This is a genomic window from Micromonospora sp. WMMD737, from assembly GCF_049179055.1.
Taxonomy (GTDB): domain Bacteria; phylum Actinomycetota; class Actinomycetes; order Mycobacteriales; family Micromonosporaceae; genus Micromonospora; species Micromonospora reichwaldensis.
The window spans coordinates 7,110,755-7,126,640 of the sequence record NZ_JBMHMH010000001.1; the positions used below are offsets into that span (position 1 = coordinate 7,110,755).

Consider the following 15,886-nt stretch of genomic DNA (forward strand, 5'->3'; position numbering starts at 1 on the left):
TCTCCACCCCGGCCCCCGGCGAGGACGGCGGGCTGCACCAGCTCCTGATGCCCTGTCGAGCTGATGTCGTCAACGACTCGCCCGCCTGCCGATGCCGACCAACGGAGTGCGCTGCTCATCACGCCCCCGCCGCCCCGCCCCGCCCCGCCCCGCCGAGGAGCATGCAACGAGGATGCCGACGACCTGCTGTTGCCCCGGATCGTTATAGGCCTTGGTAGAAATCGGCCCCTCCAGGGTCACTTGCCTACCAGGATCTTCCGGGATCCCGACATTCGGAAGCAGGAGCTCGCTGCGTGGGAAGTGGCATGGCTCAGGCGGGCGGTTCCGGCGCCACGAACGATCCCTTGCCCTGCCGGGTCACGATCCAGCCTCTCTCCTCCAGGATCCGCAGCGCGTATCGCACGGGCCATGCGCTCGATTGGTACTGCTCGCGCATCTCGGCGATAGACGGCAGCTTGTCACCGGGCTGAAGAGTGCCCGCGCGGATGGAGGCCGTTACATCGGCGATGATCTGCTCATACAACGGTGCTTGCGGCATGGTGGCGCCACCTCTCGTCAGCGAACCGATCTTCGCACCCGGAGTGACGCGCCGTGCATGCTCTGTTGACTGTGAAGGCAGTGCCTTCGGATGGCAGGGGTTCTCTCGTCAGCAGCGGAGTGCCCCGGGCCGGGCGAGGGAACCGGATGTCCGCTCCCGCCAAACGCGCCCTGGCCCACACCGCATGTTTCGCACACCTCGTCCTGACCACACGCTTCGTATTCACCCGCAAGGAGGCACAGATGGACGAGCGTCCGCCTGACGGGCCGCTGCCGGCGGCGCATCCGGTCCCGGGTGCCCGCGCCCGGCACCCCGACGGGGATCAGGTGCCCTGTCCGCCCCGCCCGCAGCGCGCGCCGCTCACCCGTCGCCAGTACGCCTGCGGCCTCACGCTCGCGCTGCTCGTACTCGTGCTCGTCGCGGTCGGGATCCTGCGGTGAACGGGACGGGCCGACGGTGAACGAGCTGCCGGTGGGTCGCCGGGTCGCCCAGTGGCGGGTGCGGCGCAACATGACGCAACAGCAGTTCGCCGACCGCCTGGGCAAGTCCAAGAGCTGGGTGGACAAGGTCGAGCGCGGAGTACGCAGGCTGGAACGGATGTCGAACCTGCGGGAGGTCGCCGAGGCGCTCCGGATCGATACGGAGGTGCTGCTCGCGGAGCGGATCGGACAACCGGACGTCACCGTGACCGGCGTGGCGCGGGTCCGGGCCGCCCTGGCCCGCTACCACGTCGAGGCGTCGTCCCGGCCGCCCGACGTCGCGCAGGTGCGGGCCCGCCTCGACCACGCCGAGCAGAGCTACCGGCACGCCCGGTACCCGATGCTGCTCGACCTGCTGCCCGGTCTGCTCGACGCCGCCCGCGACGCGCAGGCCGCCCGCCCCGGCCGGGCCACCGACGAGGTGCTGGTGCCGGCGTACGGCCTCGTCGCCCTGGTGCTGGTCAAGGTCGGGCAGGGGGAGCTGGCGTGGCTGGCCGCCGACCGGGGGATGGCCGTCGCGTTGGCCACGGACGACGCACGGCTGGCCGCCGTCGCGACCGTACCGCTGAGTCAGGCGTTGCGGGCCGTCGGCCGGCGGCGCTCCGCGATGGAGGCGGCGGTCGTGGCCGCGCGCCGTTGCCCGCCGCGCGAGTCGGCTGCGGGTGCCCTGGCGCCGGGCGGTGCCGGTGGCTCGTCGCTGCGCGAGACGTTGCTGCTCCAAGCCGCCCTCGCCGCCGCCGAGCGGGGCGACGAACGCCGCGTTCCCAGCCTGCTCGACCAGGCTGCGACGATCGCAGCGGCCGGCGGAAGCTTCGGCCGGGCGTCGGTCGAGGCGGCGCGGGTGGTGGCCGAGGCCGCCGTCGGGGACGCGGCGGAGGCGACGGTACGCCACGAGCGGCTGGTCTCCGGTGAGCAGTGGCGCTGGCTGCCGCCCGAGCACCGGGCGGCGTACCTGCTCGACGTGGCCCGCGTGCACGCTCTCGCTGGCGCAATGCCGGAGGCGGGGCGGGCGGTGCTGGACGCCGAACGCACCGCGCACAGCGAGGTGCACGAGCGGCCGGCGGTGCGTGACCTCGTCGCCGTCGTGGCCCGGTCCACCGCCGCTCCCGCCGGCCTGGCCCGCCTCGCCGCCGCCCTGCACGTCACCTGAGGTTCCGCATGTCCTGCCCGATTCCACTTCTGATACGTATCGTTGGTATTACGTGGTAGAGGGGGCGTCATGAAGCTCAACAGCAAGGGTCAGGTCACGATCCCGGCCGCGTTGCGGGCCCGACACGGGCTGCACGAGGGCGACGAGGTGGACGTCGTGGAGGAGGGCGGTGCGCTGCGGATCGTCCGGGTGAGCGGCGCGGAGACCAGGGGCCAGCGCCTGGTCCGGCACATGCGCGGTCGCGGCGGTGCGAAGCAGACCCGTGGCATGTCCACCGATGAGCTGATGGAGTTGCTACGTGGGGAGTGAGCGACTCCGCGCGCTGGCACCGCGGCCCGCCGACTCGGCCACGACGCTGGTGGACACGAACGTGCTGCTCGACATCTTCACCGAGGACCCGAACTGGGCGGACTGGTCGAGCGATGCCCTCGTGACCGCCCGGGACGCCGGCGCACTCGTGATCAACCCGATCGTCTACGCCGAGGTCTCCGTGCGGTTCGACACCATCGAGGAGTTCGACGAGGCGCTTCCGGCGGCGGACTTCCTCCGCGAGGAACTGCCCTACCCGGCCGGGTTCCTGGCCGGGAAGGCCTACGCGAGATACCGCTCCCAGGGAGGGGTCAAGCGGTCGCCGATCGCCGACTTCTACATCGGGGCGCACGCGGCGGTGTGCGGGTATCGGCTGCTCACCCGCGACGGCACCCGCTACCGCACCTATTTCCCGAAGCTCGATCTGATCACCCCGACGAGCTGAGGCCGCTCGGCCAGCCGGCGCCTCACCTGCTCACTTCAGCAGCGAGCGGTAGAGCTCGACGGTGAGGGCGGCGATGGTGTCCCAGGAGAAGTGCTCCACGGCGCGCCGCCGCCCGGCCCGGCCGAGGTCGGCGGTGCGAGCCGGGTCGGCGAGCAGCTCGTTGATCGCCGCCGCCAGGTCGGCCACGAAGCGGTCCGGGTCCAGCGGCCGGCCGGAGCCGTCGGTGGCCTGCCCGACGGGGACCAGCAGCCCCGTCTCGCCGTCGGCGACCACCTCGGGGATGCCGCCGGTGGCGGTGGCCACCACCGCCGTCTCGCAGGCCATCGCCTCCAGGTTCACGATGCCCATCGGCTCGTAGACCGAGGGGCAGACGAAGACCGTCGCGTGGGTGAGCACCTGGATCACCTCGTGCTTCGGCAGCATCTCCGCGACCCACACCACCCCGGAGCGCTTCGCCCGTAGCTCCGCCACCAGGCCCTCCACCTCGGCGGCGATGTCCGGGGTGTCCGGTGCGCCGGCGAGCAGCACCAGCTGGGTGTCCGCCGGCAGGTCCCGCGCCGCGCGCAGCAGGTAGGGCAGGCCCTTCTGCCGGGTGATCCGCCCCACGTACACCACGCTGGGCAGGGCCGGGTCGATGCCGAGCCGGTCCAGCACGTCCGTGCCGTGGTCCGGGGCGTACTGCGCCGTGTCGATGCCGTTGTGCACCACCCGGACCCGGTCCGGGTTCACCGCCGGGTAGGCGGTCAGCACGTCGCGCCGCATCCCCTCGCTGACCGCGACGATCGCGTCGGCCGCCTCGAACGCCGTGCGCTCGCACCAGGAGGAGAGCGCGTAGCCGCCGCCGAGCTGCTCGGCCTTCCACGGCCGCAGCGGCTCCAGGCTGTGCGCGGTCACCACGTGCGGCACGCCGTGCAGCAGCTTCGCCGTGTGCCCCGCGAAGTTGGCGTACCACGTGTGGCTGTGCACCACGTCCGTGCCGGCGCACGCCGCCGCCATCTCCAGGTCCACGCCCATCGTCCGCAGCGCGGCGTTCGCGCCGGTCAGGCCCGCCGGTTCGGCGTACGCGGTGACGCCCGCCCCGGTGCGGGGCGCGCCGAAGCAGTGCACCCGTACGTCGGCGAGCCGGCGCAGCTCCCGGGCCAGGTACTCGACGTGCACACCGGCGCCGCCGTAGACCTCGGGCGGGTACTCACGGGTCAGCAGGTCGACGCGCAGCCCGGCGGAGTCGTTCATGAACGGCACCCTAGTGCAGAACGCGCCGCCGCACCCGGCTGTGGAACTGTGCCGTACGAGTGGTGAAGTGACGGCGGGGTAGATAGCGTCTGGACATGGCTGCCAAGGTGCTCGCGATCGTCCTGGCCGGCGGAGAAGGCAAGCGCCTGATGCCGCTCACCACGGACCGGGCCAAGCCGGCCGTCCCGTTCGGCGGGATGTACCGCATGGTCGACTTCGTCCTGTCCAACCTGGCGAACGCCGGCTATCTCAAGATCGTCGTGCTGACCCAGTACAAGTCCCACTCGCTGGACCGGCACATCACCAAGACGTGGCGGATGTCGACGCTGCTCGGCAACTACGTCACCCCGGTGCCGGCGCAGCAGCGGCGCGGCCCGTGGTGGTTCGCCGGCTCCGCCGACGCGATCTACCAGAGCTTCAACCTCATCCACGACGAGCAGCCCGACCACGTGATCGTCTTCGGCGCCGACCACATCTACCGGATGGACCCCCGGCAGATGGTGGAGGACCACATCGCCTCCGGCGCCGGCGTCACGGTGGCCGGCATCCGGCAGCCGCTGTCGATGGCCGACCAGTTCGGCGTCATCGAGGTCGGCGAGGACGGCCGGCGGATCCGGGCGTTCCGCGAGAAGCCCACCGACGCGGTCGGCCTGCCCGACGCGCCCGATGAGATCTACGCCTCGATGGGCAACTACGTGTTCAGCACCAAGGCGCTGTGCGAGGCGGTCGAGCGCGACGCGGAGGACAAGACGAGCAAGCACGACATGGGCGGCAGCATCATCCCGATGCTGGTGGAGCGCGGCGAGGCCAACGTCTACGACTTCCGTGACAACGAGGTGCCCGGCAGCACCGACCGGGACCGCGGCTACTGGCGCGACGTGGGGACGCTCGACTCCTTCTACGACGCCCACATGGACCTGATCAACGTGCACCCGGTGTTCAACCTCTACAACTTCGACTGGCCCATCTACACGGGGCAGCTGACGTACCCGCCGGCCAAGTTCGTGCACCAGTGGGGCGAGCGGGTCGGCCGGGCGGTCGCCTCGATGGTGTCGCCCGGCGCGGTGATCTCCGGCTCGCTGGTGGAGAACTCGGTCGTCTCGCCCAAGGTGAAGGTGCACTCCTGGGCGCACGTGGACGGCGCGGTGCTGATGGAGGGGGTCGACATCGGCCGGCACGCGGTCGTGCGCCGGGCGATCCTCGACAAGAACGTGATCGTGCCCGAGGGGGCCGAGATCGGTGTCGACCTGGAGAAGGACCGGCAGCGCTACACGGTCTCCGACAACGGCATCGTGGTGATCGGCAAGGGACAGAAGGTGGAACCGTGAGCAGTCATCCCCGGGCCGGCAAGCCCGCCCAGCCCGCCGACCTGGTCGACGTGCCGCGGCTGGTGACCGCCTACTACGCCGAGCACCCCGATCCGCAGGACCCGGCGCAGCAGGTCTCCTTCGGCACGTCCGGTCACCGCGGGTCGAGCCTGCGCCACGCGTTCAACTCCGACCACATCCTGGCGGTCACCCAGGCGCTCTGCGACTACCGCCGCGAGCAGGGCCTGGACGGGCCGCTCTTCCTCGGCCGCGACACCCACGCGCTCTCCGCCCCGGCGGCCGTGGACGCGCTCGAGGTCCTCGCCGCCAACGAGGTCACCGTGCTGCTCGACAGCCGCGACGGCTACACGCCCACCCCGGCGGTGTCGCACGCCATCCTCACCCACAACCGGGGCCGCACCAGCGGGCTCGCCGACGGCATCGTCATCACCCCGTCGCACAACCCGCCCGACGACGGCGGCTTCAAGTACAACCCCACCCACGGCGGCCCGGCCGACTCCGACGTCACGAGGTGGATCCAGGACCGCGCCAACGCCATCCTCGCCGACGGGCTGAAGGAGGTCCGGCGGATCCCGTACGCCCGGGCCCGCGCCGCCGACACCACCGGGTCGTACGACTTCCTCGCCCGCTACGTCGACGACCTGCCGGCGGCGATCGACGTCGACGCGATCCGCGACGCCGGGGTGCGCATCGGCGCCGACCCGCTCGGCGGCGCGAGCGTGGCCTACTGGGGCGAGATCGCCGAGCGGCACCGGCTGGACCTGACCGTGGTCAACCCGACGGTCGACCCGACCTGGCGGTTCATGACCCTGGACGGCGACGGCAAGATCCGGATGGACTGCTCCTCGCCGAACGCGATGGCCTCCCTGATCGCCGCCCGCGCCGACTACCAGGTCTCCACCGGCAACGACGCCGACGCCGACCGGCACGGCGTCGTCACCCCCGACGGCGGCCTGATGAACCCCAACCACTACCTCGCGGTGGCGATCGGGCACCTGTTCCGCACCCGGACGCAGTGGGGCCCGGCCGCCGCCGTGGGCAAGACCCTGGTCTCCTCCTCGATGATCGACCGGGTCGCCGCCGACCTGGGCCGCCCGCTGCTGGAGGTGCCGGTCGGCTTCAAGTGGTTCGTGCCGGGGCTGCTCGACGGGGCGGTGGGCTTCGGCGGCGAGGAGAGCGCCGGCGCGTCCTTCCTGCGCCGCGACGGGGGCACCTGGACCACCGACAAGGACGGCCTCCTGCTCTGCCTGCTCGCCGCCGAGATCATCGCGACCACGGGCCGCACCCCCAGCGAGCACTGGGCGGAGCTGGCCGAGCGCTTCGGCGCGCCCGCGTACGCCCGCATCGACGCGCCGGCGACCCGCGAGCAGAAGGCCGTGCTCGGCAAGCTCTCGCCGGAGCAGGTGACCGCCACCGAGCTGGCCGGCGAACCGATCACCGCGACCCTCACCACCGCACCGGGCAACGGCGCGTCGATCGGCGGGCTCAAGGTGACCACGGAGTCCGGCTGGTTCGCCGCCCGGCCGTCGGGCACCGAGGACGTGTACAAGATCTACGCCGAGTCCTTCCAGGGCCCGGAGCACCTCGCCCGGATCCAGCAGGAGGCGAAGGACCTGGTCTCCGAGGTCCTCGAGAAGGGCTGAGTTCGATATCACCGGCCCGCCCGTTGCGGTCGGACGGCGTGGCATCGCTGGTCCTGGCCTGCGGGCGGCGCCGGCCGGGCCTGGCTTGTGGGGCGGGCTGGCCGAGCCCCGGCCTGCGGGCGGACCGGACCGGGTCTATGGGCGGACCGGACCGGGTATGTGGTGGTGCCTGGCCGGGCGTGCCGGGCGCGGAGCGGTCCGTGGGGCGTACCTTGCTGTCGAGCTGCCCCCATGGATGGGGCGGCGGGCAGCTTCGGCTGGTCTCACGGACGGGGCAGCTCGACAGCGCCCCACCACCCCCCGCAGCAGGGCGTCCGGGCAGCGAGCGGTCAGCGGGGCGGGGGCAGCTCGCGGCGGTTGAGTCGCTCGCGGAGGCCCTCCGGCAGCAGTTCGCGGAGCTGCTCGGGCAGCAACGGCAAATCCAGCAGGCTCAGCTTGAGCTGGTTGCGTTCCTGGTAGCGGCGCGGGTCCAGGCGGACCACCAGGCCGGCGTCGTGCCGGTAGCGGATCTGCACGACGCCCTCCGTCGCGGCGTCCCGGATGACCAGGCCGTCCACCTCCACCGCGACCGGGCCGGAGCCCTCGCGCAGTTGCAGGCGGACCGTCTCGTGAGGGGAGAGCACCAGCGCACGGGAGATGCCGGCCATCGGGGCGGACGGGGTCACCACCACCGCCTCGGTGGCCGGCGAGACGAGCGGGCCGCCGGCGGCGTAGCTGTAGGCGGTCGAGCCGGTCGGGGTGCTGACCACCAGCGCGTCGCAGCGGTAGTACCCGTACTGCTGCCCGTCGACGGCGAGGGAGGCGCTGACGAAGCCGGCACCGGGCTGGCGGATCAGCGCGATGTCGTTGAACGCGACGAGGTCGTCGCCGCAGACGTCGCAGGCCAGGCAGCTGTGGTTCTCCACCGTGAAGTCGTGCGCCACCAGCCGGTCCAGGGCCCGCGGTAGCTCGGGCGGCTCCACCTCGACGAGGAAGCCGAGCTTGCCGACGTGTACGCCGAGCACCGGTTTCGGATCGTGGACGGCCGACCGGAGCGCGCCGAGCATCGTCCCGTCGCCGCCGATGGCGATCAGCGCGTCCGACCGGAGGGCCACCTCGCCCACCGGCAGCGGTTCGACCGTGGCCGGTACGCGGTGCCGGTCCTCAGCGCGTACGGCCAGGGAGATGTGGTGCCGGGCGGCCCAGTTCACGATGGTGTCGACCACCTCGGAGACGTCCCGGGTGGGGTGCAGCACCAGCCCGAGGCAGCTCCGGTCCATGCCTACAGCTCACCACATCCCAGGCGCCCCGACGGGCGTATCGGAAGGCGGGCCGGTGGGCGCACGACGCGCCCCCGTCGTCACGTTCCGCACATTCTGCGTGACGCACCGGTGTGCCGGTCGTTGGTCGAAGCGGGCACGGCCCGACGGCTCGGTGCCCCGTGCCCGCGCGCAGCTGGCGCGCCGGGCGGGACCACGAGGAGGACCCTTGAAGATCGTCGTTACCGGTGGCGCCGGTTTCATCGGCTCCAACCTGGTACGCGCCCTCACTGACGCACCACAGGTCAGCGAGATCGTGGTGGTGGACGACCTCTCGACCGGGTCGCTGGACAATCTCCTCGACGCACCGGTCCGGTTGTTCACCGCGACCGTCCTCGACCCCGACCTGCTCGACGAGGCGGTCAGCGGGGCCGCCAGCGTGATCCACCTCGGCGCCCTCGGCTCGGTGCCCCGCTCCATCGACGACCCGCTGCGCAGCCACCACGCCAACGCCACGGGCACGCTGAGCGTGCTGGAGGCGGTCCGCCGACATGAGGTCCCGCACGTCGTGGTCGCCTCGTCGTCCTCCGTCTACGGCGCCAACCCCGTCCTGCCCCGCCAGGAGTCGCTGCGGCCGATGCCGGTCAGCCCGTACGCGGTCTCCAAGCTCGCCACCGAGGCGTACACGCTCGCCTACGCCGCCTGCTACGGCATCGACGTGCTGCCGTTCCGCTTTTTCAACGTCTACGGCCCCCGTCAGGCCGCCAACCACGCGTACGCCGCCGTGGTGCCGCGTTTCGTCTCCGCGGCGTTGCGGGGCCAACCGCTCCAGGTGCACGGCGACGGCACCCAGACCCGCGACTTCACCTACGTCGGCAGTGTCACCGACGTGATCGTCGACGCGGTCCTGCGGCGCGTCTGCGCACCCGACGTGGTGAATCTCGCCTTCGGCGCGCGGATCTCCCTGCTGGAGCTGATCGCCGAGCTGGAGGAGGTGCTCGGCCGACGGCTCGAGGTGGTGCACGGGCCGCCCCGGGCCGGCGACGTGCGCGACTCGCAGGCCGACTGCACGCAACTGCTGGAGCTGTTCCCCGACGTGCGGCGGTATCCGCTCCGCGCCGGCTTGGCGGAGACCGTCCGTTGGATGTCGGATCGTGTGCTCATCGAGCTGTGACGTCCTCCCCGCCGGCCGGCACAGCGGCGGTGCGTCAGGCCGACCGGATTGGCGCGACGATGACAGGTAGAAGGGCGTGGATCGCCTACGTGGGGCCGTTCCGGTTCCCCTGGGGCGAGCCCGGTTCGCGACGCGTCTTCGGCCTGGCCCAGTCGATGGCCATGACCGGCGCGGACGTCTTCGTGGTCAGCGGTGAGAGCGGACCGACGACGCCGGTCGCGGTCACCGGGACGTCGGGCTCGGGCACCGTCTGGCATGTCGGCGCGGGGGAGAGACCCGCGGGCGGTGCCAGCGCGGTGTCGAAGGCCATCCGGGTGGTCGTCGGCCTCGGTGCGCGGACCGTGCGGTGGCTCGACGCGCAGCCCACCCGCCCGTCCTGCGTCGTCGTCTACGGCGGTGGAGCGCAGTACATGGCTCGGGTGGGACGGTGGTGCCGCCGGAACGGCGTCGCACTTGTCGCCGACGTCGTGGAGTGGTACGCCCCGCATCAGCTACCGGGCGGAGCCCTCGGCCCGCCCCACCTGAGCGCCAAGCTGGCGTTGCACCACTACTACCCCCGCTGTCAGGGGATCATCGCGATCAGTTCCCTTCTGGAACACCACTACCGGGCACGCGGATGCCGGGTCCTGCGCGTACCGCCGACGCTGGACGTCCTCGGGGTGAAGACCGGCGACCAGGCGATCAGAGCGGAGGGCAGTCCGCTCAACGTCGTGTACTTCGGAACACCGGGACGCAAGGACCTGCTGACGCCGATCATCCGCGCGGCTGACACGGTCGGGCGCACGACGCGGCTCACCCTCTCCGTCTACGGGCCCTCGATCGAGCAGGTCCGAGGCATGCTCGGTGGCGCCCAACTGCCGCCCTCGGTGCGGGTGCCCGGCCGGGTGCCGCAGCAGGAGGTCGAGGAGATCGTCCGGGGAGCGGACTTCAGCATCCTGGTTCGCCCGTCCGAGAGGTTCACGCATGCCGGTTTTCCCACCAAGTTCGTGGAGAGCCTGGCCTGCGGAACTCCGGTGATCGCAAACCTGACGAGCGACATCGGGCAGTACCTGGCCGACGGTCGGCAAGGTCTTGTCTGCGCCGATCACCGCAGCGACGAACTCCAACGGGTGCTGCGGCGGGCGGCTGTGCTTCCCCGCCCCCAGCGGGAGGAGATGCGCCTCGCCGCGCGCGCCACAGCCGAATCCTCCTTCGACCACCGGAGGTTCGCTGGCCCGCTCGCCGCGTTCCTCGGATCACTCACCGGGCGGCGGTAGGCGTAGGGCTGCGGTTGCGGCAGCTGTACGGACATGTCGATCGCTGGGAGACGACCTCACATGACGACCATCGCCCGCTCGGCGGAACGCCGGACCGGATCTCCGCGACAACAGGGCGGCAACTGTTTCGATCTGCTGCGACTGCTGGCGGCACTCGCGGTCGTCGTCCAGCACGCCGTGGAGCACACGGGCAGTAGCTTTCTCTGGTACGAACCGGGCAGCGCCAGGTGGTTCGGCGACGGGGTCGCCGTCTTCTTCATCATCAGCGGCGGGTTGGTCTTCTCCTCGGCGCTCAGGTGCCAGCGGAGTGGCCGGGGCTGGACCGAGTACTTCCGGAACCGGTTGCTGAGGGTCGCACCGGCCATCCACGTCTATCTGCTGGTGACGACGGCGGCCCTCCTGCTCATCGGCGTCATTGGCGTCCGTTCCCTGGCCGACGTCCGGTTCGCCGGCTGGTTCGGCAGCACCCTGTTGCTGGTACCGGTCTACCATCCGTCCCTGTTCAGCGACTTCGGTACGGGTGTGATCAACGGCAGCCTCTGGACGATCCCGGCCGAGATCGGCTTCTACATGATCGTGCCGGTGCTGGTGCTGCTGGCCGTTCGTCGCTCGTTCCGCGCGATGACGGGCATCGCGGCACTCGTCGCCGTGACGGGGTGTGGTCTGTACGCCTGGTCGTTGAGCCTGGCCGACGAACACCCTGTCGCGCAACTGCTCGGCGTCTCGACCCTGCCCTGGCTCGGCTACTTCCTGCTCGGCGTCATGTGGTCACGGCTCTGGCAGCGGGCACCCCGGTCGGGGGTGGTCGCGCTCGGCGCGCTCTGCGGATACCTGGCGCTCACCTGGGCACAGCACCTGACCAGCCCGTCGGGGCGCGTCGTGCTCGGCATGTTGGCAGGCGTTCCCCTCTCCTACCTGGTGTTCTGGCTGGCGTATCGCGGCCCGGCCGCATTCCACGGTCTCACCGCTCGCATCGGCGACCTGAGCTTCGGGGCGTACATCTGGCACATGCCCCTGGTCAACTTCTTCATCTGGCTCGGCCGGGACCACTGGCCGGTGCATGGCACCGCCCTGGTCGTCCTTATGCTCGCGCTTACCCTGGCCTGCGCGGCTGCCTCCTGGCACCTGGTGGAGAAGCCCGCCCTGCGGCTGAAGCGCTACTCCGCCAGGGCAGCATGAGCGGGCGGCCATGACCGGCGCACCGACGGTGCGGCCCGCGCCCCCGGTGACGGTGGCGGACGCGGCGGCGCTGCCCGCCCGTGACCGCCAACGACGTCTCCTCACCGGCATGGCGGCAACGGTGGTCTGCCGAGCGGTCGGCGTGGTGACCCCACTCGTGCTGATACCGGTGCTGCTCAGGGATCTCGGGCCGGATCTCTACGGGCTGTGGGCGGCGGTCGGCACCGTGACGGCGATGGCGGCCTTCGCCGACCTCGGTCTCGGCAACGGTCTGATGACCAGACTCGCACCCTGTTACGCGACGGGTGACACCCCTCGCGCCCGCCGGTACGTGTCGAGTGCCTATCTCCTGCTCACCGCCATCGCCGGCCTGATCCTGCTGTGCCTGTGGTCGACTTCGCCGCTGGTCCCGTGGTCGGGGCTCTTCGGCGCCGGCGGCGACACGGCCGGCGCCGCGGCGGAGCCGTTCGTGCTCGCCTGCCTCACCGCCTTCGTCGTCAACGTGCCTCTCTCCCTGGTCGTCCGGGTGCAGTTCGCATACCAGCAGGTCGCACAGAGCAACCTGTGGCAGGCGCTCGGCGGGTTGATGACGGTGCCGCTGGTGCTGCTCGCGGTGTACGTCGACCTGCCGCCCGTGGGCGTGGTGACGGCCAGTGTGGCGGGTCCGGTCCTTACGAACCTGCTCACCAGTTGCTGGGTGTACGGCCGCGCGCTGCCGGGACTGCGGCCCGGGTTGCGCGCGGCCGATCGTGCCGGTGCGCGGGAACTGCTGGCCCTGGGCGGGCTGTTCCTGCTGCTGACGATTGTCATGTCCGTGGCGATCAACGCAGACGCCCTCGTGATCGCGCACGTGCTGCAGATGCGGGACGTCACCGACTTCGCGGTCGCCGCGCGACTCTTCGCCCAACTGGGAGTTCTCATCTCGCTGGTGAACGTGCCGTTGTGGTCGGCGAACGGGGACGCCCTCGCGCGCGGCGAACTGGCCTGGGTGCGGCGGACGGGCCGCCGGATGACGATCGTGTCGTCCGGTATCGGCGTCACCGTGGGAACCGGTCTGGTGATCGCCGGCGGCCCGCTGCTCGAAGCGTGGGCGGGCGTCCGTCCCGCCGGGGGAGTGTGGCTGCTCGCCGGGCTCGCCGGCTGGTGGATCCTGCTGGCCGCGATGTCGCCGTGCTTCATGGTCCAGAACGCCGCTGGCGTCGTCCGCCCCCAACTGTGGGGTTGGACGCTCTACCTGGCCGTCTCGATCCCCCTCAAGTGGTACGCGGCCGGCCGGTACGGCGTGGCCGCCGTACCGATCACCGGCACCCTGGTCTACCTGCTGACGGTGGTTCCCGGGGCGCTGTACGGATACCGCCTGGCGTGCGGGAACCACCTGGCACGAGCGAAGGAACCTCATCGATGACGGACGTGACACCGCACCCCCGTGTACTCGTGGTCGGCGCCGAACCGTTCGGGCGTACGACCGGCACCGGGATCACGCTGTCCAACCTCTTCGGCGGCTGGCCGGCGGATCGTCTGGCACAGGTCCACATCTCCGCGACGACACCCTCCACGGACGTCTGCCGGCACCACTACGCGCTGGACCCGCGCAGCGCGCCGGTCGACTACTGGGTGCGGCGTCTGCTGACCAGGGGCTCCGCAGGCGGCGTGTCCGTGCCGGGCTCCGGCTCCGCCGTCCCGTCGTGGCAGGGGCGGCTGCGGCAGCACATGCGGGCGATGGCGGACCTGAGCCCGCTCGTCGTCCCACGGGAACTGCGCCGGTGGGCCCGCCGGTACCGTCCGGACGTCATCTACTCGGTGCTCGGCAGCGTCCGGGTCATGCGGCTGGCCTGTGGCCTGGCCCGGACCTGCGGGGTGCCGATCGTGCCGCACTTCATGGACGACTGGCCGAGCACCCTCTACGCCGACGGCGAACTGCTCGGCCTCGGCCGGCGGGCGGTCGAAGCGGGCCTTCGCAGGGCGGTACGGCTCTCCCGTTCCGGGCTGTGCATCAGCGGGCCCATGGCCGACGAGTACCGCCGCCGCTACCGGATTCCCTTCGCCGCCTTCATGAACTGCGTGGACAGCGCCGCCTTCGACGGGTACCGCGAGGGCCGCGAGGCGCCGGGGTCGGTGCCGGTCGAGGACGGGCTCGAGTTCGTCTACGTCGGCGGCCTGCACCTGGGCCGCTGGTCCGCACTGGCCCGGATCGGAGCGGCGCTGGAGCGGACGGGATCGCCGCGTCCGCCCGCGCGGCTGACGGTGTACGCGCCGGAGCGTGACCTGGCACGCTACGCGCACGCGTTCGCCGACCTGCCAGCGGTGCACCTGGCTCGGTCGGTCGACAGCGTGGAGGTCGCCCCGATCCTGCGGGGTGCGGACGTGCTCGTCCACGTCGAGTCCTTCGAGCCTGATCTCGCGCGGTACACCCGTCTGTCGCTCTCGACGAAACTGCCGCAGTACCTGGCGGCAGGCCGACCCGTCCTCGGGCACGGCCCGGCCGGACTCGCCTCGATGCGGCACATCCTGACGGCGGGCGCCGGGCTGGTGGTGGGGGAGGAGGACGTGGCGCAGTTGACGTGGCGGATCGCGCAACTCTGTGCGGATCCCCTGCTGCGGCAGCGGCTCGGGGACGCCGGCCACTCCTACGCCAAGACGCACCACTCACGCCAGGAGGTGGCCGCGGACTTCGCGTCCCATCTCGCCAGGGTGGCGGGTGCGGCGGGGGAGACGCGGTCGTGAGCCGTCCGCTCCGGGTGGCTCTCGTCTCGCCGTTGCCGCCCCCGCAGGGGGGCATCGCACGGTGGACCCGCATGATCGAGGGCGCCGCACAGGACGTCGACGCGGTCGACCTGGTCGTGGTGGACATCGCGCTCAGAGGCCGGTCGATCCATCAGACGTCGCTCTTCCGGCGGGTCGTCGCGGGAGCCGTCCAGATCGCCCGCAGCTCGTGGTCGCTCGGCTGGGAGATGGTACGGCGGCGGCCGGACGTCGTGCACGTCAACACGTCCGGGCATCTGGGCACGGTCCGCGATCTCGTGCTGCTCCAGATGTCCCGGGCGTTCGGGGTGCCGTTCGTCTACCACATCAGGTTCGGCAGGGTGCCGCAGATCGCGGCGGGGTGCCGCAGGGAGTGGCGCCTGATGCGGCGGGTCGTCGAGCGGGCCGCGGCGGTGGTGGTCCTCGACGAACGCACGGAGCGCGCCATCCGGATGTACGCCGATCACGGTCTCCTCCTGCGCATTCCCAACTGCGTCGACACGTCGACGCTGCCGGAGCCGGCCGACCACGAGACTCCGCGCAAACGGGTGCTCTTCGCCGGCTGGGTGATTCCCGCGAAGGGTGTCGAGGAACTTCTGTCCGCCTGGTCCGGCATCGACACGTCCGGCTGGGAGTTGGTGGTCGCCGGTCCCTGCGAGAGCGGCTACCTGCGGCGGATCCGACCGCTGGCGGACGGGCATGCCGTCAGTTTCCCGGGCGAGCTGGCGGGACAGGACCTGCTTGAACTCATGGCCAGGTGCGAGGTCTTCGTGCTGCCGAGTCACTCGGAGGGCTTCCCCAACGCGATCCTCGAGGCGATGGCGCTCGGACGGGCGGTGGTGGCCACCGACGTGGGGGCGGTGGCGGACATGCTGGGCGACGGCTGCGGGGTGGTGGTTCCGCCGCGTGAGCCGGATCGTCTCGCTGCCGCGCTGGCGGCGGTGATGGGCGACCCGGCCTGTCGTGTCCGGCTCGGCGAGCGAGCCAGGGCGAAGGCGGCCGGCGAGTACGCGCTGCCCGTGGTCTTCGGCCGCTACGAGGGACTGTGGCGCTGGGTTTCCCGTACCGATGGGTCGGCGTCGGCCGAGACAGGTGCGAGGTCGGCCGTCACGCCTGATGCCGCTGGCTGAGCGGGGCACGTGGCAAGGGGCGGCCGGGCCGCGCTCCCGGTG

The 15,886-nt window shown here is 71.7% G+C and carries 15 protein-coding genes; 12 read left to right on the forward strand and 3 right to left on the reverse strand.

Translation table 11 applies throughout. The annotated features are described in order from the left end of the window. Positions 1-310 precede the first annotated feature (310 nt). The gene (locus ACN27A_RS31465; protein WP_121395625.1) at positions 311-538 is read right to left on the reverse strand and encodes a winged helix-turn-helix domain-containing protein; all 228 of its coding nucleotides are present in this window, start codon (positions 536-538) and stop codon (positions 311-313) included. A 242-nt stretch (positions 539-780) separates the two neighbouring features. Between ACN27A_RS31465 and ACN27A_RS31470 the strand changes: the two genes are divergently transcribed. From ACN27A_RS31470 to ACN27A_RS31485, 4 genes are all read left to right on the forward strand, one after another. Then, positions 781-978: a hypothetical protein gene (locus tag ACN27A_RS31470; RefSeq protein ID WP_421458092.1), complete on the forward strand. Its 198-nt coding sequence runs from the start codon at positions 781-783 to the stop codon at positions 976-978. 16 nt (positions 979-994) lie between these two features. Continuing rightward, positions 995-2,167 carry a helix-turn-helix domain-containing protein gene (locus tag ACN27A_RS31475; protein WP_421458093.1) on the forward strand — a complete coding sequence of 391 codons (1,173 nt, stop codon included), beginning with the start codon at positions 995-997 and terminating at the stop codon, positions 2,165-2,167. Between the two features lie 69 nt (positions 2,168-2,236). Further along, the gene (locus ACN27A_RS31480; protein ID WP_363621822.1) at positions 2,237-2,476 is read left to right on the forward strand and encodes an AbrB/MazE/SpoVT family DNA-binding domain-containing protein; all 240 of its coding nucleotides are present in this window, start codon (positions 2,237-2,239) and stop codon (positions 2,474-2,476) included. Continuing rightward, positions 2,466-2,921, forward strand: coding sequence for a type II toxin-antitoxin system VapC family toxin (locus ACN27A_RS31485; RefSeq protein ID WP_421458094.1), 456 nt, complete (start codon positions 2,466-2,468; stop codon positions 2,919-2,921). The genes ACN27A_RS31480 and ACN27A_RS31485 overlap by 11 nt, the downstream gene beginning before the upstream one ends. A gap of 30 nt (positions 2,922-2,951) precedes the next feature. Here ACN27A_RS31485 and glgA read toward each other — a convergent pair whose 3' ends face one another. Further along, the gene (gene glgA / locus ACN27A_RS31490; RefSeq protein WP_421458095.1) at positions 2,952-4,154 is read right to left on the reverse strand and encodes a glycogen synthase; all 1,203 of its coding nucleotides are present in this window, start codon (positions 4,152-4,154) and stop codon (positions 2,952-2,954) included. Positions 4,155-4,249: 95 nt separating this feature from the next. Here glgA and glgC point away from each other — a divergent pair, with 95 nt between their 5' ends. Both glgC and pgm read left to right on the forward strand, forming a co-directional pair. Continuing rightward, on the forward strand, positions 4,250-5,482 hold the full coding sequence (glgC, locus tag ACN27A_RS31495; RefSeq protein WP_421458096.1) for a glucose-1-phosphate adenylyltransferase: 1,233 nt from the start codon (positions 4,250-4,252) through the stop codon (positions 5,480-5,482). Beyond that, positions 5,479-7,125 (forward strand): phosphoglucomutase (alpha-D-glucose-1,6-bisphosphate-dependent), encoded by a 1,647-nt coding sequence (pgm, locus tag ACN27A_RS31500; RefSeq protein ID WP_421458097.1) that lies wholly within the window; start codon positions 5,479-5,481, stop codon positions 7,123-7,125. The genes glgC and pgm overlap by 4 nt, the downstream gene beginning before the upstream one ends. Before the next feature lie 329 nt (positions 7,126-7,454). On the opposite strand, the gene ACN27A_RS31505 is transcribed toward pgm, so the two are convergent. After that, a complete protein-coding gene (locus ACN27A_RS31505) occupies positions 7,455-8,384 on the reverse strand; it encodes an NAD(+)/NADH kinase (RefSeq protein ID WP_421458098.1) in 930 nt (309 codons plus the stop codon). Between the two features lie 208 nt (positions 8,385-8,592). Here ACN27A_RS31505 and ACN27A_RS31510 point away from each other — a divergent pair, with 208 nt between their 5' ends. From ACN27A_RS31510 to ACN27A_RS31535, 6 genes are read left to right on the forward strand one after another with little or no spacing between them, the layout of a single operon-like run. Then, a complete protein-coding gene (locus ACN27A_RS31510; RefSeq protein ID WP_421458099.1) occupies positions 8,593-9,537 on the forward strand; it encodes an NAD-dependent epimerase/dehydratase family protein in 945 nt (314 codons plus the stop codon). Continuing rightward, positions 9,534-10,793 (forward strand): glycosyltransferase, encoded by a 1,260-nt coding sequence (locus ACN27A_RS31515; protein WP_421458100.1) that lies wholly within the window; start codon positions 9,534-9,536, stop codon positions 10,791-10,793. The genes ACN27A_RS31510 and ACN27A_RS31515 overlap by 4 nt, the downstream gene beginning before the upstream one ends. Before the next feature lie 60 nt (positions 10,794-10,853). Next, a complete protein-coding gene (locus ACN27A_RS31520) occupies positions 10,854-11,972 on the forward strand; it encodes an acyltransferase family protein (protein ID WP_421458101.1) in 1,119 nt (372 codons plus the stop codon). Between the two features lie 10 nt (positions 11,973-11,982). After that, positions 11,983-13,377, forward strand: coding sequence for a lipopolysaccharide biosynthesis protein (locus tag ACN27A_RS31525; protein WP_421458102.1), 1,395 nt, complete (start codon positions 11,983-11,985; stop codon positions 13,375-13,377). After that, positions 13,374-14,696, forward strand: a complete 1,323-nt coding sequence (locus ACN27A_RS31530) for a glycosyltransferase (protein WP_421458103.1) — start codon at positions 13,374-13,376, stop codon at positions 14,694-14,696. The genes ACN27A_RS31525 and ACN27A_RS31530 overlap by 4 nt, the downstream gene beginning before the upstream one ends. Next, positions 14,693-15,844: a glycosyltransferase family 4 protein gene (locus tag ACN27A_RS31535; RefSeq protein WP_421458104.1), complete on the forward strand. Its 1,152-nt coding sequence runs from the start codon at positions 14,693-14,695 to the stop codon at positions 15,842-15,844. Before ACN27A_RS31530 ends, ACN27A_RS31535 begins: the two co-directional genes overlap by 4 nt. Positions 15,845-15,886: the final 42 nt, after the last annotated feature.

Bases quoted from the DNA above. Each gene is read 5' to 3' on its own strand.
- ACN27A_RS31465 (WP_121395625.1), bottom strand. From the start codon at position 538: ATGCCGCAAGCACCGTTGTATGAGCAGATCATCGCCGATGTAACGGCC.
- ACN27A_RS31470 (WP_421458092.1), top strand. From the start codon at position 781: ATGGACGAGCGTCCGCCTGACGGGCCGCTGCCGGCGGCGCATCCGGTC.
- ACN27A_RS31480 (WP_363621822.1), top strand. From the start codon at position 2,237: ATGAAGCTCAACAGCAAGGGTCAGGTCACGATCCCGGCCGCGTTGCGG.
- glgA (WP_421458095.1), bottom strand. From the start codon at position 4,154: ATGAACGACTCCGCCGGGCTGCGCGTCGACCTGCTGACCCGTGAGTAC.
- glgC (WP_421458096.1), top strand. From the start codon at position 4,250: ATGGCTGCCAAGGTGCTCGCGATCGTCCTGGCCGGCGGAGAAGGCAAG.
- ACN27A_RS31505 (WP_421458098.1), bottom strand. From the start codon at position 8,384: ATGGACCGGAGCTGCCTCGGGCTGGTGCTGCACCCCACCCGGGACGTC.
- ACN27A_RS31520 (WP_421458101.1), top strand. From the start codon at position 10,854: ATGACGACCATCGCCCGCTCGGCGGAACGCCGGACCGGATCTCCGCGA.
- ACN27A_RS31525 (WP_421458102.1), top strand. From the start codon at position 11,983: ATGACCGGCGCACCGACGGTGCGGCCCGCGCCCCCGGTGACGGTGGCG.
- ACN27A_RS31530 (WP_421458103.1), top strand. From the start codon at position 13,374: ATGACGGACGTGACACCGCACCCCCGTGTACTCGTGGTCGGCGCCGAA.